This window comes from Shewanella olleyana (assembly GCF_023283825.1).
Taxonomy (GTDB): domain Bacteria; phylum Pseudomonadota; class Gammaproteobacteria; order Enterobacterales; family Shewanellaceae; genus Shewanella; species Shewanella olleyana.
Map to the genome: position 1 here is coordinate 24,935 of NZ_JAKILD010000001.1, position 17,959 is coordinate 42,893.

Annotated in this window: 18 protein-coding genes; 15 read left to right on the forward strand and 3 right to left on the reverse strand. The window is 41.1% G+C overall.

The genetic code is table 11. The annotated features are described in order from the left end of the window. The first annotated feature begins 77 nt into the window (after positions 1 to 77). The 10 genes from truA to L2735_RS20075 all read left to right on the forward strand — a co-directional run bounded on the left by truA (position 78) and on the right by L2735_RS20075 (position 9,037). A complete protein-coding gene (gene truA, locus L2735_RS00090) occupies positions 78 to 863 on the forward strand; it encodes a tRNA pseudouridine(38-40) synthase TruA (RefSeq protein ID WP_248982781.1) in 786 nt (261 codons plus the stop codon). Positions 864 to 919: 56 nt separating this feature from the next. Beyond that, positions 920 to 2,239 (forward strand): bifunctional tetrahydrofolate synthase/dihydrofolate synthase, encoded by a 1,320-nt coding sequence (gene folC, locus L2735_RS00095; RefSeq protein ID WP_248982782.1) that lies wholly within the window; start codon positions 920 to 922, stop codon positions 2,237 to 2,239. Positions 2,240 to 2,243: 4 nt separating this feature from the next. Next, positions 2,244 to 2,861, forward strand: coding sequence for an SPOR domain-containing protein (locus L2735_RS00100; RefSeq protein WP_248982783.1), 618 nt, complete (start codon positions 2,244 to 2,246; stop codon positions 2,859 to 2,861). Between the two features lie 115 nt (positions 2,862 to 2,976). Continuing rightward, positions 2,977 to 3,465 (forward strand): CvpA family protein, encoded by a 489-nt coding sequence (locus tag L2735_RS00105; protein WP_248982784.1) that lies wholly within the window; start codon positions 2,977 to 2,979, stop codon positions 3,463 to 3,465. A gap of 33 nt (positions 3,466 to 3,498) precedes the next feature. Beyond that, positions 3,499 to 5,010 carry an amidophosphoribosyltransferase gene (gene purF / locus L2735_RS00110; RefSeq protein ID WP_153913110.1) on the forward strand — a complete coding sequence of 504 codons (1,512 nt, stop codon included), beginning with the start codon at positions 3,499 to 3,501 and terminating at the stop codon, positions 5,008 to 5,010. 322 nt (positions 5,011 to 5,332) lie between these two features. After that, positions 5,333 to 6,400, forward strand: a complete 1,068-nt coding sequence (locus tag L2735_RS00115) for a DUF4382 domain-containing protein (protein ID WP_248982785.1) — start codon at positions 5,333 to 5,335, stop codon at positions 6,398 to 6,400. Positions 6,401 to 6,592: 192 nt separating this feature from the next. Then, the gene (locus L2735_RS00120; RefSeq protein ID WP_248982786.1) at positions 6,593 to 6,838 is read left to right on the forward strand and encodes a DUF2164 domain-containing protein; all 246 of its coding nucleotides are present in this window, start codon (positions 6,593 to 6,595) and stop codon (positions 6,836 to 6,838) included. Positions 6,839 to 6,955: 117 nt separating this feature from the next. Next, positions 6,956 to 7,858, forward strand: coding sequence for a dienelactone hydrolase family protein (locus L2735_RS00125; RefSeq protein WP_248982787.1), 903 nt, complete (start codon positions 6,956 to 6,958; stop codon positions 7,856 to 7,858). Positions 7,859 to 8,159: 301 nt separating this feature from the next. Beyond that, entirely contained in the window at positions 8,160 to 8,381 is a 222-nt protein-coding gene (locus tag L2735_RS00130) for a DUF1254 domain-containing protein (protein ID WP_248982788.1), read from the forward strand. 20 nt (positions 8,382 to 8,401) lie between these two features. Next, positions 8,402 to 9,037: a DUF1214 domain-containing protein gene (locus L2735_RS20075; protein WP_248982789.1), complete on the forward strand. Its 636-nt coding sequence runs from the start codon at positions 8,402 to 8,404 to the stop codon at positions 9,035 to 9,037. 110 nt (positions 9,038 to 9,147) lie between these two features. Here L2735_RS20075 and L2735_RS00140 read toward each other — a convergent pair whose 3' ends face one another. Then, positions 9,148 to 9,330: a hypothetical protein gene (locus L2735_RS00140; RefSeq protein WP_248982790.1), complete on the reverse strand. Its 183-nt coding sequence runs from the start codon at positions 9,328 to 9,330 to the stop codon at positions 9,148 to 9,150. 431 nt (positions 9,331 to 9,761) lie between these two features. Between L2735_RS00140 and L2735_RS00145 the strand changes: the two genes are divergently transcribed. Continuing rightward, positions 9,762 to 11,837 carry a DNA topoisomerase III gene (locus L2735_RS00145; protein WP_248982791.1) on the forward strand — a complete coding sequence of 692 codons (2,076 nt, stop codon included), beginning with the start codon at positions 9,762 to 9,764 and terminating at the stop codon, positions 11,835 to 11,837. Between the two features lie 72 nt (positions 11,838 to 11,909). Here the strand turns inward: L2735_RS00145 and L2735_RS00150 are convergent, their stop codons facing one another. Beyond that, entirely contained in the window at positions 11,910 to 12,074 is a 165-nt protein-coding gene (locus tag L2735_RS00150; RefSeq protein ID WP_248982792.1) for a hypothetical protein, read from the reverse strand. Positions 12,075 to 12,644: 570 nt separating this feature from the next. On the opposite strand from L2735_RS00150, the gene L2735_RS00155 reads away from it, so the two are divergent. Next, positions 12,645 to 13,049: a hypothetical protein gene (locus tag L2735_RS00155; RefSeq protein ID WP_248982793.1), complete on the forward strand. Its 405-nt coding sequence runs from the start codon at positions 12,645 to 12,647 to the stop codon at positions 13,047 to 13,049. 365 nt (positions 13,050 to 13,414) lie between these two features. On the opposite strand, the gene L2735_RS00160 is transcribed toward L2735_RS00155, so the two are convergent. Next, entirely contained in the window at positions 13,415 to 14,713 is a 1,299-nt protein-coding gene (locus L2735_RS00160) for an alpha/beta fold hydrolase (RefSeq protein ID WP_248982794.1), read from the reverse strand. Positions 14,714 to 15,366: 653 nt separating this feature from the next. Here L2735_RS00160 and L2735_RS00170 point away from each other — a divergent pair. The 3 genes from L2735_RS00170 (at position 15,367) to L2735_RS00180 (ending at position 17,956) form a co-directional block, all read left to right on the forward strand. Further along, the gene (locus L2735_RS00170; RefSeq protein WP_248982795.1) at positions 15,367 to 16,011 is read left to right on the forward strand and encodes an MBL fold metallo-hydrolase; all 645 of its coding nucleotides are present in this window, start codon (positions 15,367 to 15,369) and stop codon (positions 16,009 to 16,011) included. Between the two features lie 251 nt (positions 16,012 to 16,262). Beyond that, the gene (locus L2735_RS00175; protein ID WP_248982796.1) at positions 16,263 to 17,300 is read left to right on the forward strand and encodes an XdhC family protein; all 1,038 of its coding nucleotides are present in this window, start codon (positions 16,263 to 16,265) and stop codon (positions 17,298 to 17,300) included. After that, positions 17,300 to 17,956 (forward strand): nucleotidyltransferase family protein, encoded by a 657-nt coding sequence (locus tag L2735_RS00180; protein ID WP_248982797.1) that lies wholly within the window; start codon positions 17,300 to 17,302, stop codon positions 17,954 to 17,956. Before L2735_RS00175 ends, L2735_RS00180 begins: the two co-directional genes overlap by 1 nt. Positions 17,957 to 17,959 lie beyond the last annotated feature (3 nt).

A 17,959-nucleotide genomic window follows, 5' to 3' on the forward strand; every position in this document is an offset into this window, starting at 1 on the left:
TGAACAAACGGCGCAGCATGCATGCGCCGTTTTTTTTGTGCTAAAATGCGCGCTCTTTAAATTTGAGGGTTATTTCAATGCGAGTGGCGTTAGGTGTCGAATATGATGGTAGTCAGTACTTTGGTTGGCAACGACAGAAAGAAGTTGTTTCTGTGCAAGCCAGAATCGAAGCCGCTTTATCATCAATAGCCAATGAACCAATTGAGATAATTTGTGCTGGTAGAACCGACTCTGGCGTTCACGGCACAGGGCAAGTAGTGCATTTTGATACTCAATCTACACGCCAAATGTCAGCATGGACTTTAGGCGTTAACGCCAAACTTCCTGACGATATTGCAATACGCTGGGCTAAAGAAGTGGATGATACTTTCCATGCTCGATTCTCTGCTACAGCACGCCGATACCGTTATATCATCGATAACAGTGAGTTTAGACCTGGTATTCTGCGCAATGGTTTAAGCCATTATCACTACCAACTTGATCATCAATTAATGCATCAAGGTGCCCAGTTGTTTGTCGGTGAACACGACTTTACCAGTTTCAGGGCGTTGCAATGCCAAGCCCATAGTCCAGTGAGAACCATTGAGTTTGTGAATGTTACTCGTCAAGGGCGATTCATTATGATTGATATTAAAGCCAATGCTTTTTTACATCATATGGTGCGTAACATTGTTGGAACCTTGATTGAAATTGGTCAATCAAACCAAAAAGTTGAATGGGTTAACGAGCTGCTCGCGTTAAAAGACCGTAAGTATGCTGCGCCTACTTCAAAGCCTAATGGCCTTTATTTAGTCGATGTGACATACCCAGAGCATTATGAGCTACCCAAACCGCCAATGGGCCCATTGTTTATGTTGGATTAATTTAGCCAAGTGATTAAGGCTAAAGCAGAATATGACTTGTTGAGTTAAGGAAAAACATGAGTTCAGTAAGCGGCAGTGCAAATAATGATAGTCAGGCTATCAAGGATCCAGATAGCGATGCGAGCTTGTTACAGTGGCTGGATTATCTACTTTCTATTCATCCTACTGAAATTGAAATGGGCTTAACTCGTGTCACAGAAGTCGCAAAACGTTTAGAAGTATTAAATCCAGACTCAACGGTTGTTACCGTTGCAGGCACAAATGGTAAAGGCACCACCTGCGCCATGATTGAATCTGTATTACTACAAGCAGGTAAAACGGTTGGAGTATACAGCTCTCCGCATTTAGAGCACTTTAATGAGCGAGTCCGTTTAAATCATCAAGATGTCTCTGACCAGCAACTCATCTGTGCATTTCAAGCAATTGAACATGCAAGAACACAAAGTGGACTCGCAGAAATATCCTTGAGCTTTTTTGAGTATGCCACCCTGGCTGGTTTATATATTTTTAAGCAACAAAAGCCAGATGTTATTTTACTTGAAGTCGGCTTAGGTGGCCGTTTAGATGCCACCAATATCATTGATGCAGATGTTACTGTCATTACCTCAATTGATATTGACCATCAAGAATACCTTGGCGATACCCGAGAGCTTGTTGGACGTGAGAAAGCTGGAATATTTAGATCTAACCGCCTAGCAGTCATTGGCGAGCCTGATTTGCCAAGCACTGTCCTTGAATATGCTGCTGAAATTAATGCTAAGGTTTATCAAGTTAACCAAGACTTTAGCTACCATCTTAATGGCGATACATGGCAATTTAGTGGCCGTGATACTGCGTTTAACAAATTAGTGTTACCTAAGTTGCCCCTTGCCAATGCAGTTACAGCAATCGCAGTGATAGAGCAAACATGGCCATCAATTAGCGCTGAACAGATTACTAAAGGGATTGCTACGGCGAGCCTCTCAGGCCGATTAGAGCAAGTGCTTGATAAGCCTGTTGTGCTAGTTGATGTTGCTCATAATCCCCACGCTGCAAAATATTTAGCATCGCAATTACACCAGTACAAGCCTACTCGCATTATCGCGTTGTGTGGCATGTTAAAAGATAAAGATGCCTCAGCAGTGCTAGCACAGCTTACTGACACTGTTGATGAATGGTATTTTACTAGTCTAGATGTAGAGCGCGGTTTAGATGCACAAACATTAGCAAGTCAGCTTGCTAACAGTGGAACCAACAAAGCGAAGTCATCACAGTTTGATTCAATCGAACAAGCTTGGCAGGGCATTAACGCAAATATAAACCCAGATGATGTGGTAATTGTTTTTGGCTCATTTTACACTGTGGCTGGCTTTAGCAAAATTTTAGAAAGGGAATAAACAATTGTCTGCTCAATTTCAAAATAGATTAGTAGGAACAGTGGTTATCGTGGCACTTGGGGTGATTTTTTTACCTGATTTGCTGGATGGCAAAAAGCAACGAGAAATCGAAGAGTTTACTGAAATCCCTCTGCGACCTGTTATCAATGAGCAAACAAGCGATGTTATTGGCGAAGGCTATACACCTGAAACGTTTGAAGTAGAAGAAATCGCTAAAACTCAAGATTTAGGTGGTTCAGAAGAGGCCTCTAATAAAGAAGCTGACTCTGCAAATGAAAACAATGCAACTAAAGCTAAAGATACTAAAGCTAAAGAAACTGCTCCAAAACAAGTTGCTAAAACGACCCCTGTAGTTAAAAAAGTTGAACCTATTAAAGCGGGTTACACTTTGCAGCTTGGTGGCTTTAACAATGCCAAAAATGTAGAAGAGTTAGTTAAAAAGCTCAGACAAAATGGATTCACTGCTTATACCTTGCCAGCAAAACCTATTGATGGCTCATTAACTAAGGTGTTTGTCGGTCCAGAGCTTTCGGCTGACAAGCTCAAAACATACCAGGCAAAAATCAAAAAACTTAATGGTCTTCAAGGTAAGATTGTTCAATACAATCCACTAGAAAACTAACTATTCACTATTGTTTGGTACAGCGCAAAGTCAATTTATATAGCAGTTGATGAGAAAGTTTTCTGTCTCTGTTAGAATCGCGCCGTCTTAACATCTATACCGGATCCCCATCTCAATGGTTTGGATTGATTACGCTATTCTCATCGTCATCGGCTTATCAACTGTCATCAGTTTGATCCGCGGATTTGCCAAAGAAGCCATGTCTTTAGTGGTTTGGTTTGCCGCCTTCTTTATTGCCAGCCAATTTTATCAAGATTTAGCCGTACATTTAACGCAAATGAACGACGAAATGACCCGCAATGGTGTTGCCATCGCCGTGTTATTTATCGCCACGCTTATCTTGGGCGCATTAGTAAACTATTTATTAGGCCAACTGGTTTCAAAAACCGGTTTGTCAGGCACTGACCGAGTCTTAGGCTTGTGTTTTGGTGCGTTGCGCGGGGCATTAATTGTCAGCGCTATCTTATTTTTTCTGGATGCTTTTACCGGTTCGCCAAGTCAAGACTGGTGGAAAGAGTCAGAACTTGTACCCCAATTTGGAATTGTTATTCAGTGGTTTTTTGACTACTTGGAAAACACATCCAGCTTTGTACCCAAAATATAAATATAAAACATCTTACAATGAGGAAGCTTACCCATGTGTGGTATCGTCGGAATAGTTGGTCAGTCATCGGTTAATCAAACCATTTATGACGCATTGACCGTGCTTCAGCACCGTGGTCAAGATGCAGCAGGTATTGTGACTGTTGACAAGAACGCGTTTCGTTTACGTAAGGCAAATGGACTAGTTAAAGACGTTTTCGAAGTTAAACATATGCAGCGCCTGCAAGGTAAAGCAGGTATTGGACACGTGCGTTACCCAACAGCAGGTAGTTCAAGTGCTTCTGAAGCACAGCCATTTTATGTTAACTCACCATTCGGTATTTCATTAGCGCACAACGGCAACTTAACCAACACGGTTGAGCTTGCTGAAAGCCTAGTGAAAAAGCGCCGTCATGTTAATACCACCTCAGATTCTGAAGTGTTACTTAACTTGTTAGCTGATGAGCTTCAAGAAACTCGCAGCTTAACCTTAAGTGCTGATGAAGTGTTTGATGCAGTTGCTAAAGTACACGCCCAAACCCGTGGCGCTTACGCAGTAGCGGCTATGATCATCGGCCAAGGTTTAGTGGCATTTCGCGACCCATTCGGTATTCGTCCTTTAGTACTTGGTAAGCATGAAACACCAACAGGTACTGAGTACATGGTTGCATCAGAAAGTGTTGCACTTGATGCCGTAGGTTTTGAAGTGATGCGTGATGTAGCCCCAGGTGAAGCGATTTACATCTCATTAGACGGTCAGCTATTTACTCGCCAATGTGCGATTGAACCAAGCTATGCACCATGTATTTTCGAATTTGTTTATTTTGCGCGTCCAGATTCAGCGATGGACAAAATTTCGGTTTACGGCAGCCGCGTGAACATGGGCGCAAAACTAGGCGCAAAAATTCAAAAAGAATGGGAAGATCATGACATTGATGTGGTTATCCCAATTCCTGAAACATCATGTGATATCGCATTAGAAATTGCTCGCTGTATGGATCTTCCTTACCGCCAAGGTTTCGTGAAAAACCGTTACATTGGCCGTACTTTCATCATGCCAGGTCAGCAAGAGCGTAAGAAGTCAGTACGTCGTAAATTGAACGCGATTAATACTGAGTTCAAAGGTAAAAACGTATTGTTAGTTGATGATTCAATTGTTCGTGGTACCACGTCTGAGCAGATCATCGAAATGGCTCGTGAAGCAGGCGCAAAGAAAGTTTACTTTGCATCAGCAGCACCAGAAATTCGTTTCCCTAACGTTTACGGTATTGATATGCCAACGACTAATGAGCTAATCGCTCATGGCCGTGATGCAGATGAAATTGCAAAAATCATCGGTGCTGACGGTATTATCTTCCAAGACTTAACAGATTTGGTTGATGCAGTCGGTATGGAAAACCCTGAAATTAAGCGTTTTGAAACATCAGTATTCGATGGCCAATACATCACTAACGATGTTGACCAAGCTTACTTAGATCATTTAACGCAGTTACGTAATGATGACGCGAAAGCGAATAGCAAAGACATCGGTACTAACTTAGAAATGCACAACGTTTGTCATCCTTAATATAAGGTGATGTGTTAGTGTTTTAAAAAAGCCAGCGCAAGCTGGCTTTTTTGTGAGAGTAATCCAATCAACAGCTGATTATTCAATAGGTTTATAGATAATGCATATGTTTGTTATTTTGAAGTGATGTAAATCTGCAGTGTGGATAAGCTGAAAATGTCGTCAAACTAAGCCATCAAATGATCAACTTATATACACTTCCAGTCTTATATGCTCAACAGCGTTTATACTGTGTAGATATTAACAATAAATGAATAAACAGCGAATGAGTGAAACTAAAAGGATTTGAGACTCATCAATGGTGTTCTAATAAGGATTTATGATGACAATCAAAAAATATTCGCGCCTAGCATTGGCCGTCGCAATTAGTAGTGTATTAGTCGGTTGTGGTTCGGACTCTGACTCAAATCCAACACCAGAGCAAGGTGTGTTTAATTTAGGTGTTTCAGATAACCCCGCATCAGCCAATGTAGTTAACATTGCATTTAAGCAAGTCGTGTTAAAAAACAGCGATGGTTCAACCTCTTTTGATGTAAACACAGGAGACGATGGCTTACAACACGTCGATTTATTAAGTGTACAAGGCACTGAAGTAGAAACACTAGTCAGTGGGCAGTCAATTCCTGTTGGCGAATACCAGATGTGTATTTACATGCAAAACAATGAAGTCTCAACTGATGAGAGTTCATATGTGCTGTCTGGCGCAGAGCAAGATACTGACACCAATGAATGGGTCGGCGGTGTGGTTGAAGGGCTTGTTACTAATAGCAATGGCTCATGCGGTGGTGTCGGAGCAGAAGAGGAAGATACTGGCAGACTTTTCTTCAATAAATCATTCACTATCGCAGCTGGAACCAATAATTTTGTGGCTGAATTTAACCTGACTAAAGGCCTACAAGGGCCAAAAGGTAATAAAGATTACTGGACGTTAAAACCGACTTCTGTTCAGTTAGTTAATACCGCTGAAGTGGGCGCAATATCAGGTCAAATCAGCGAACAAACTATGGCTGATTGTGAGACTGCTGCTGGTGGATCTGAATTTAATTCTGCTGTGTACCTTTACCCTAATGACACCGCACTAGAGTCAATGGCTGACTTCAGAGACGCTGACTATGGCGAAGATGAAATTGCGCCAATAGCCTCAGCCAGAGTAAACCCAACTCTTGATGCCAACGGTGACGTTGAAAGCTATGGATATGAGTTTGGTTTCGTGTCTGCAGAAACCTACAGTTTAGGTTATACCTGTTTAGCACAAAATGATGATCCAGAAGATACCAACATTGCTGAGCCAGATGATGGTTCTTTACCATTCTTTTTAAATGCTGAAGAGCAGGGTGTTGTGGTTGTTGAAAATGAAACAACTGAAAGGGATTTCCCAATGGCGCTTTAGTCGCTAATGAGTTATTCATTACTCCCTAAAAGAGAAGCTTAGCTTCTCTTTTTTTATGCCATGAAAGCGTAAATTAGTTAGTTTTATTAATGGTAATTTAGTCATACTTAGCCGAATTTTAATTAATCAATTTTTAAATTGAATCAACCGTTCTATAAGGCTTAACTGTTTGCAATAAATGGAGGCTATTTAATGTCTAAAATTGAATTTACTGCACAGCAGCGTGAAATGATGGTGCAAAAAATTCAAACTTATTTTGAAGATGAACTAGACCAAGATTTAGGTCAGTTTGATGCCGAGTTTTTATTGGATTTCTTTGCCAGTAATATTGGTGCGCATTTTTATAACCGTGGCTTACATGATGCTCGAGCAATATTCGAAGCGCGTATTGAAACCATTGACGAAGATATATACGGTATTGAGAAAGATATAAAATAGCTTTTCAAATAAATCAGTCATTTACTATTTGTACGACAAACTGTTTACATTGTGCTTTTCCTCCCCTAGGTTAGTCAAAGGAACTCAATCTTAAAGATTCAAAATGGAGGAAATACAATGTCTCAGCCACAAAGAAATGATATTCCGCAAGAAGCATTTGATTGGTACGACGAATATGCCCACGGCGGTATGGACCGTCGAACCTTCATGAAGAAGCTCGGTACCTTAGTCGCTGTAGGTTACTCCATGAGTGTACTGACTTCTGCACTACTACCTAATTATGCATTAGCAGAGCAAGTATCCTTTAATGATGAAGATATCAAAGCCACCTATGAGACATTTGATTCACCACAAGGGTATGGCAAGGGCCAAGGCTACTTGGTGGTTCCTTCAAATCAAGCTGAAGGCAAAGTATCTCCTCTGCCAGTTGTACTGGTTATTCACGAAAATCGTGGCTTAAATCCTTATGTTAAAGATGTCGCTCGTCGTCTTGCAAAAGCTGGCTTTATTGCATTCGCACCTGATGCCTTGTATCCACTTGGTGGCTATCCTGGTAACGATGACGAAGGGCGCGCAATGCAACGCTCAATGGACCGCGATAAAATTCAGCAGGACTTTATTGCCGCAGCCAAATTTTTAAAATCCCATGAAAACAGTAATGGAAAGCTAGGTGCGGTAGGTTTTTGCTTTGGCGGCTATATCGTCAACTATCTTGCTGCAGTCGAATCTGACTTGCTTACTGCAGGGGTGCCTTTTTACGGGACCCCCGCTAAGAAAGAGCTGCGAGAAAATATTAAAGCGTCATTGATGGTACAACTTGGTGAAGAAGATGAACGGATTAATAAATCATGGCCTGATTATGAAGCAGATTTAAAACGTTTTAAAGTACCTTACCAAATGCACATGTATAAGGGCGCCAAGCATGGTTTTCATAATGACTCGACAGGTCGCTATGATGAAGCTAACGCTAAACTTGCATGGGAGCGGACGGTGAATTTTTTCAACGAAAAGCTCGTTTAGCTGATGGTATTTCGTTTGGTATAAATTTTTTGTAAAAACACGTTCCCTAAATGAGGCAAAGGTTTGCCTCATTACACAATTAGCCTAATGATAAGGCTTCATTCTTTAATGGAGATAAAGATGAGTAAGCGTCATATATAGGCAGTCAGTATTTTTGCAGCCCTAAGCCATACTTCAATAGCAGAGCCTGTTGATCATTTAGATTCATTTTTCTCAACCGATGGCGAGACCGTTACCAGCGCAACTTACCCCACCCAGGAAACATCACATCAGCTATTAAAAAATCAAGATATTGTTGGGGGTGAATAAATTATTGCATAAACGCAAGCTTACTCCGACAGATCAACAACCTGTAGTTCGTATGAATCGTGATACTTATTATTCATTGGCTGTGGTTGATGTATCTAAAGGGGCATCAATCACGATTCCTCGATTACCTGAAGGTAAATATGTTTCTGTTCAACCTGTAACCGAAGATCATCGTATTCAACCGATGTTTTCGGTGCTGGGACCTTCGATTTAACAACTCATGTTGGTAATTATGTGTATGTTGTTGTACGTCTTGATGCAAGTTTGCCTGAAGCTGAAGCCGCTAAATATCAAGATCAAATGGTTATCAATGCAAAAAGTAATGTGCCGTTTAGCGCAGAGCCTGTATCTGAAACATCTTTTAAAACCGTTGAGGATGCGTTAAAAGCCAAAATGCCAGCGATTACCAAGCGCGATGGTAAGGATGCATTAGTCGGGATGTTTACTGCCCCTAATGATGACTCGAACAAGCTGTTCACCCAAGAAAAATATGAAGTTGGCGCTGCTATCGGTTGGGGCGGGGCACAACAAATAGATAATATTTATGAAGTGTCGGGTAATTATCCTGCGGATAAATGTCATCAAGCAAGCTTTGAAGATCCGATGAATAAAGCCTTCTGGTCTATCACGGTTTATAACAAAGCGGGTTTTATGTTTAATGATCTCGCAAATTTAAGTTCAAACACCGCGACTCCAAATAAAGATGGCACCTTTACCATCAGCTTTGGCTGTGGTGAAGATGCGATTAACAACATCAAAACCACTAATGATTATGGCGTATTTAACCTAGGTATCCGCCACTATCAACCAAGCGACAAAGTAAGCAAAGAAGGCTATCGATTATTGCCATTTGTTAAAGCTGTCGACTAAATCATCGTTGTTTAATATTGAATTAAATAAGCCACCTTTAATAGGTGGCTTATTTTTGCTTTTAACTAAACTTTTGCTATTTAACAACAAACTCAACTAAGCAAATTAAATCAGAAAGTGCTGGTCAGCATATCGACTAACTCTGTTTCAGTGGTTGGCATTTTGGCAAGTTCAACCATTTCTGGTGAACCACCATTTAACATGTAAGCATTTGTGGTCAAATGATCATGATGAAACCATTTCCCGTTTACGCAGACGTCTGTGTAACACTTCTCACATTGTTTCAATTCCATAACGGGCTCCTGAGCTCAAAATTTGCGATAACTAAACCTATCCCAAGAATTCGTTAGCAATGATGATCTAGATCAAGTTTATTTCAGCTTTAATGATGCGTTATTAGATGAAACATTTGTTTTTGGTGCCATAAAAAGTCAATTGTATGGCAATAGGGGCGATTTTATATTGTTTGTTTTTCGGTTATGAAAATTAACTACAAAAAATAGCAGTAAATTTGCGGGTTTTATCTAGTTTACTTGCTTGAACGTAATATTTTGTCGTGCAGGCGTCATTTATTGCCATCGATTACCAAACAAAAATTATTTATGGCTAAAGTTAAAAAACTTTAAATAATTACTGTAATTGCTTACTGTAATTATATACAGTATCAGCATAATGTTAAAAAGCCTGCACTAAAGGCTTTACTGATTTAGACGGTTTGAATTGAATGATCTTGTATATTGCCGAGAAACCCAGCTTAGGTCGCGCTATTGCCGATGTATTGCCAAAACCTCATAAAAAAGGTGATGGTTTTATCATGGATGCTAATGGCAATTATGTTTCCTGGTGTGTGGGTCATTTACTTGAACAAGCCGAACCAGATGCATACGATCCCGCTTACAAATCTTGGCAACTGGCACATTTACCGATTGTGCCTGACAGCTGGAAGCTTAAGCCTAAATCAAAAACTCGCTCGCAGTTATCCACGTTGAAAAAACTCATCAAACAAGCTTCAAGCCTGGTGAATGCTGGCGATCCAGATCGGGAAGGACAACTACTGGTTGATGAAGTGATTGCACATGCGGGTGTTAAAGCCGACAAACTTGCCCGAACCCAACGTTTGCTTATTAGTGACTTAAACCCTAGTGCTGTAAAACGAGCATTAGGGCAAATGCGCAGCAATAAAGAGTTCGTTCCACTTTCTACATCTGCATTAGCTCGCAGCCGCGCTGATTGGCTTTACGGCATGAATATGACCCGAGCCTATACTATTCAAGGTAAAAAAGTCGGTTATCAAGGAGTATTGTCAGTTGGTCGAGTGCAAACACCGGTACTTGGATTAGTGGTCAGAAGAGATGAAGAAATAGCTAACTTTGTCAGTAAACCTTTTTATGAAGTGTTAGCGCATTTGTTGACGCAAGAGCCATCGCAACCTCAACAAGCATTTACCGCCAAATGGAAACCCAGTGAAGCGTGTCAGCCATATATGGATGAAGAAGGGCGGGTGCTGGCAAAAGGCCTAGCTGAAAATGTTGTGGGCCGTATTAGCAATCAAGCTGCCGAGGTCACTAAACTTGAATCTAAAAGTAAACGCCAAAATCCACCGCTGCCATATAGTTTATCGTCATTACAAATAGATGCAGCAAAACGATTTGGTATGAGCGCAAAAGAAGTATTAGATATTTGTCAGAGTTTATATGAGCGTCATAAGTTAATTACTTACCCTCGTTCAGACAGCCGATATTTACCAGTTGAGCAACACGGTTTAGCGCCGCAAGTGATAAATGCCATCACTAAAAACGACCCTTCATTAACGGCAAAAGCTGATGTGCCAAATACCAAGCTTAAATCTAAAGCCTGGGATGATAAAAAGGTCGATGCTCACCATGCGATTATCCCTACCGAAAAGGTCACTAATTTAACGAACCTCTCATCCAAAGAGGCCAAACTGTATTCTCATATTGCCAGACAGTATTTAGCGCAGTTTTATTCGGCTTACCTTTATGATGAAACCCAAGTTGACGTGACGATTGCTGGTGGATTATTTACCACTAAAGCGAAACAGGAAACATCATTAGGTTGGAAGCAGTTATTTGCTTCTGCTAATACCAGTTCTAACTCAGCTAATAGCTCAGCTACTTACCTAGCTAATGGCTCAGCTACTTACTTAGCAAATGGCTCAAGCTCAAATAGTAATGAAGATGAGTTAGTCACCTTGCCGCCACTGAAAAAAGGCCAGAAATTACACTGTGAACGTGGTCAGTTACTTGAGAAAAACACCCAGCCACCTAAGCACTTTACCGATGCGACATTGCTTGGAGCAATGACCGGGATTAATCGCTTTGTCAGCAATAGCGAAGTTAAAAAAATCCTTAAAGATACAGATGGGCTTGGCACTGAAGCAACCCGTGCTGGCATTATTGAGTTGCTATTTAAACGTGGCTACTTAGCACGCCAAGGTAAATCCATTATTGCGACTCAAGTTGGGGCTGGATTAGTGCATTCACTGCCTGAATCGGCAACGACGCCAGACATGACAGCTTTATGGGAAAGTAGTTTGGATGCGATTAGCCAAAAACAGATGCGTTATGACGCGTTTATGTCACCACTCATCGAACAGTTAAATGAGTTGATAACCCAAGCGAGTAATCAGTTACCAAATGCCTTATCTGGCGTAGCAGGCCCTGGTTATAAAAAGCGGCGTTCAGGTTCAAAGAACAGCGGTTATAAGCGTAAACCCTCACCAAATAGTACTCGCTCTTCAAGTAGCAAGGTAGCAAAAAGAAAAACTACCACCAAGTGAATATCGGATTGCTGAGTTCTATGTTGACGGATACCCAGGACACATTTTAGAGGACGAGTGTATTCAGTATTGTTAGCCACAGGTGAAGCTAGAGGCTGCAAGGTAGTCAGGAGCAAGGTAGTCAGGAGCAAGGTAGTCAGGAGCAAGGTAGTCAGGAGCAAGGGGGCGCAGCAACTTATCAATATTCAAATATATTAGCCGAACCGTGTTGATTGAGTTTACTGACCCAGAAGGCATTGAAATCCCAATTGGCGTTCCTGATTAAGCGTTGATATCGACAGAGAAACCATTTGTGTTATTAGGAGCAATTGACATGTTAGACGCAGCAAGGTTAAGACTCAAAGTAATGAAGAGTTACTTCGGTGCTTTTAATAAGTAACCTGAGCTCGGAATAACAACTTGCTTTTAAGAGGTTATTTTTACTGATAACGGCGTTAAATTTGTTTGCAATAGGCCAGCTATTGACGCACAAATTTGCCTTGTTCTAAGCAAAAATATCTCTCTAGAATAAGATTTAACGTAAAGCGTTATAATTCAACAGTTTAACTGGCTTCTTGTCCTGAGTTCAGGTTAAGTAAAAAAGGGGACTTGCTGTTGAATTAAATTCCACTATAGCGGCTTATTATGTTTGAATCTTGTTAATAAGTCGTTACTGTAGTTTGGTATAAAGCTCGCTTATAAACACAGATAAATTAGAGGCTTACCATGTCAGAAGAACAAACTACTCTTGCTAGACCATTGCATGGCTTTAATAGCCCATAACGCTATTTTGTCGGTTACACCTTAGCTGTTCTAGTTGATTTAACTGTGTTGAATTTACTTGCTGAGTTTTGGCAACACATTACCGTGTCATCCTTCTCGATAAGCCTGTTAGTGGCGATTTTACTGCAGCTATTACTCAAGTTAACTATTGCGTTCGAACATAAGCTTGCTGATTACTTTAAGAGTAAGCCTGGTACGGCGCCTAAAATTTATCAAGCGCTAAGTACTTGGGCAATTTTGTTCTTCTCCAAAATTATTATGCTCGAAGCGATTAACTTAGCCTTTGGAGACAGCATTACCTTTACTGGGCCATTTAACGGTATCGTGGCATTCTTTGCGCTAGTGTTTGGAATATTAATCGCCGAATTTATCGTCACTAAGATTTACTTTTCTCTGCGTGATAAACCAAATGATAATCAAAGTGATGAAGAGCCTGCTGCAACCACATAAGACTATTTAGCTTGCCCCTTGGGAGTATTAGGTATTTTTACTCCCTCAAGCTTAACTGCTGAGAATGACAATGCGGTTATAAGGGCTTATTAGGTAATGAGAGAACTTGGGCTGCTTGGGTTTTAGAAGTGAGATTGTCGAGCTTAGGTTTGCGAGTATAGGTTTTCGAACTTCATAGAATTTTGTTTAAAAAAAATGAGTAACCCAACAAAGAGTTACTCATAAAAATTCACTAGTTCACAACATAAAGGGCGGAACAGGCTAGATTATGACCGAGTAGGCTTAACTGAAAATTAATACAGCCTTTTACATTGTGATCTCACGCAACCTTTGTAACAAAAACAGTTATTTAAATAATTATTATGTTATCTAAGTTCTTTTTGACGGCTTAAAGCGATTAATTTGTCTAAAATATGCTCGCCATCAATTCGAATACCATTATGTTCATACTCTGAAGTCACCCAATACTTAATATTACCGACTAAAGCTGCTGTTTCTAAGCTGTAATTCATATCAACATACATATCTTCGCTGTAAATCGCTGCGGTAATCGGTACCGAGTTTTGCATTAATACGTCTACATCGTACAAGTTGCTCCAATCAGACTTTTTGGCAATTGCATCAGCTAACGCTTTAAGTGGTTTAAGCTGATTAAATTGCTCAAACATCCATGGATAAATCATTTCGCCAGTAAATAACAGGCGTTTACCTTGTTGATAATTAAACTGCGGGTATTGATCTCTTACGCGATGGGCTGCCCAATTAGCGCCTTGCTGATGAAACTGTTGGCAATAAATCGATTCATGCATTAAGGCAAAAATTGGATTGGTGTTGTAGTCCAAAAACTGACTGAACTGGTGTAAAAACAGCGGATTAATTTGTTTACCAGAAGCGGTCTCAATGAGCGCTTGCTCTAACAAGTAATATACGGCTTCAGGGCCTTGCTCCATGCCGATATTAACCCCAAGTAGTTGCAACATCTCAATCGTTAATTGCTCGCCAGTGGCTAGCATGACTTGGTTAGTATCTAAGAACTCAGCAAGCTCAGCTGTTAATTGTTCGGCATCTTTGAAACGGCGATAGAAGTCGTTGTTCTTTTTAATCACTCGTTGATACGTGGCTTTATAAACATCGTCAGCCCGACGAGTTAACGAGGGGATTCCACCAGTAATAAATGCTTCTTTGATTGAATCTGGCGCCGCTGACAGGTAACGCAGTACACAGAAGCCACCAAAGCTTTGGCCTAAAATACTCCACTGGGTGTTATTAGTCAGTTTAAGGCGAATAAATTCGGCATCACGAATGATATTATCGGCGCGAAATTGGCTGACATAGTCCACTTGTTCGTCGACAGATAAATGCTCAAGGGTTGAGTGATTGATGAGACTTGAAAGGCCGGTGCCGCGCTGGTCGAGTAAAATAACGCGGTACTCTTGTAGTGCACGCTTTATCCAGCCACTACTTTCAACAGGTCTGACGGCACCGAACCCCGGGCCACCTTGAAAATAAACTAAATAAGGCAGATCTTTATTTTGGTTTTCTGTACTGGCTATTTCACGGGCAAAAACAGTAATTTTTTCTCCTTCAGGTTGCTGATAGTCGAGTGGAACCGAGAAAAAATGTTTCTTTGAAACAATACCTGAAAGAATGCTGTCCATTTGCATGCCGTACCTGTGAATAGAGTCTAGAGAAAGGTAGTATTGTAGAAACCTTAACTATCAATCACAATCAAAACTTAAGCTGGTTTAGGTAAGTTTTGTTAGGGCCTGTTGATCTTTTAAGGTTATTTTTGCAGCGAATTGTTGGCGATTTATACAAGGCAGAGAGTTTGAAGTGTAGTATTCTACATAAAAAGTCGATAACGCAGTACAAATCGCCAATAAACGCTGCCCAAAGGGTTCGACTAAAAGCGTTTTACTTTTTGTTGAATGCACCTTTTTAAAAAGAAGTGCTTAGATGACTAGGCATCAATCCATCCGCCTTAATTAAAATGCTTTTATTTCGAACAAAACTTAACCAGCAAAGAACAACAGGCCCTATTGAAAGCTAATTAATGTTCGCTAAAGTTTACAATGCTCTAATTAAACGCGTACTAGTACAATTCTGTGCGGTAGTGACATGGCACTATAAATAACAAATAGTATTGTTTTTCCTTAATTTTTTTCATTTTTTAAACTGCTTGATTCTCAAGTCAGCGTTATACGTTCGCGTTAATCTAGATTTTTTATGAATATTTAAAAGATAGATCAAACTTTTTTACGCCACTTAAAGCATAATAAGCTCAAAGCAAACACCTGCTACTGTGAGGAAATAAGCAATGAAATACCAAATCATTCCCGTCACCCCGTTCCAACAAAATTGTAGTGTGATTTGGTGTGAAAAAACCAAACTAGCAGCAGTGGTTGATCCCGGTGGAGACATTGATCGCATTGTCACTGAAGTGAACAAGTTAGGGTTAACCTTAGATAAAATCTTATTAACTCACGGCCATATCGACCATGTTGGCGGCGCTAAAATGTTGGCCAACCAATTAGAGTTGCCTATTATTGGGCCTCATATCGCAGATAAATTTTGGTTAGATGGCTTAGCAAAACAGAGCCAAAACTTCGGTTTTCCTCATATTGATTCGTTTGAACCGACTCAGTATCTCAATGAAGGCGATGAAGTGACCATTGGCGAGCAAACTCTGTCTGTACTGCATTGCCCTGGGCATACTCCTGGACATATTGTGTTTCACTCGCCAGAGTCGCACCTTGCATGGGTTGGTGACGTGTTGTTTAGAAGCTCAATCGGCCGTACTGATTTTCCGCAATCAGATCATAATCAGCTGATTAAATCAATTACCCAAAAGCTTTGGCCATTAGGCGAAAAAGTCAGCTTTATTCCTGGTCATGGTCCAATGTCGACCTTTGAAGAAGAACGTCAGCATAATCCGTTCGTGGCCGACCAACTGTTAGCGTAAGCCGCTAAATCTATAATCCGTTACAATTTTTTACTCAATCAACGATGTGACGCAAACCAGCGAGTTGCCTGACTCGCTGGCAAGTTCCTTCGATTTTACAGGGTTTGTTAGTTCCTTTAGTTATCACTAATCTTTGCATTATTGACATCCTTTGTTAGCTTATAAGCTCCAACACAAGATTGTGCTGGCGGTGACTCGTATCTTAACTAGGCTATGAGTTAATTAAGGATTGATTGAGTAGGCAAGGATATATGGCGCATCATTTATTATCGTTACTAGATATTTGGGCTGAAAAACCACAACTGGAATGGGCGCTGGCGGTAATCACCTCCGTTGAAGGTTCATCCTACCGTAAACCTGGCGCAATCATGCTGTTTGACCCACTCGGGAAGACATTAGGCATGCTCAGTGGAGGCTGCCTAGAAGCTGACTTACGTAGGCACGCCCAGCAAGCTATCCAATCTCAGCAAGTATTACATTTAACCTATGATGCCACAGACGAAAACGACACTAGTTATCAGCTAGGTTGCGGTGGTTTGGTTAATATCATGATGGTGCCGTTACTGGCAGACAATCATTACCTTGGTTTACCAGAATTGCACCAACAGCTTACTCGTGGATATCAGGGCAGCTTTCAACTATCGCTTAATGACAATGGCAGCCATGCAGGCGAAATGTCGGGCAAATTCATTGCATCTGATGCTACTGAGTCAGATCAACGTCGTGACCTACCGAAGAAAACTCAGCAGGTAACAATATCAGATAAAGCGTTTTTATCGATTCCTGTCCGTGCGCCATTTCAATTAGGCATTTTTGGTGGAGGGTTAGATGCTCAGCCGTTAGCCGCAATGGCAGCCCAGCTTGATTGGAAGGTTACCGTATTCGATAGTCGCTCGGCTTATGCGCGCAGCTATGATTTCCCAGCGGCAAAAATCAATAAAACACCGCTTACTCAATTGAAAACGGATGAGCTTACTCACCTAGATGCAGCAGTGGTGATGAACCACAACTTAGACCTTGATAGCGACGCCCTTAAAGCACTGCAGCCTACCAATATTAATTACATAGCCTTGTTAGGCCCAGGCCATCGAAGGGATAAAGTATTCGACTTAGCCGAACTATCAGAACAAGACTTCAGTGGTTTCTTTTCAGCGCCAGCTGGGCTTGCACTTGGCGGCGAACTGCCAAGTTCGGTTGCGTTGAGTATCTTGTCCCAATGCCATGGTGTTTTACATCACCAAATAGATAAACAAGATGAGTTAAGCCGCTTAGATAAGGTGATGTCCTAGTGACGTTTTTATCTAAATCCCCAAAGGTGGTTAGCGTGATGTTGGCTGCGGGTCAAAGCGCACGATTTGATGGTGCAAAGCTTGCTGCCACAGTATCAGGCACAGAAGTGAATGACCCAGATCCACAAGCTGAAAACCACAGTTTACTGACTCACAGCCTATTGGAATTAACTCAAGCAGCTGAGCAAATAGATATTGGTAAACCTTGCGTAATCTTGGGCGGTCATATTGATGAGCTATCGCCATTGGTGCCAATTAATACGCCGATACTCATCAATCAAGACTGGCAATCGGGTATCGGCAGCTCGGTGGCCATGGCCGCCAAATATGCCCAAGCAGAAAAAGCGGATGCCTTGCTGTTAAGCCTTGCTGATCAAGTGGCTATTTCCCATTTACATTATTTAAGTCTATACCGTGTGTTTTGCCTTTTTGGCCAAACCACAGCGGCTTATTATCAACAAAATCCCGGTGTACCTGCGATATTTCTTGCTGAAGACTTTGATGCCCTTCAGCAACTCGAAGGTGACGCTGGGGCTAAAAAACTATTAAAACAACATTTAACTAATCAAACCTTGGCCGTATTTCCGTTAGAGCAAGCCGCCATTGATATTGATACCCAAGCCGATCTTAGCTGGTGGTTGGCCAACAAGGAGTAAGTG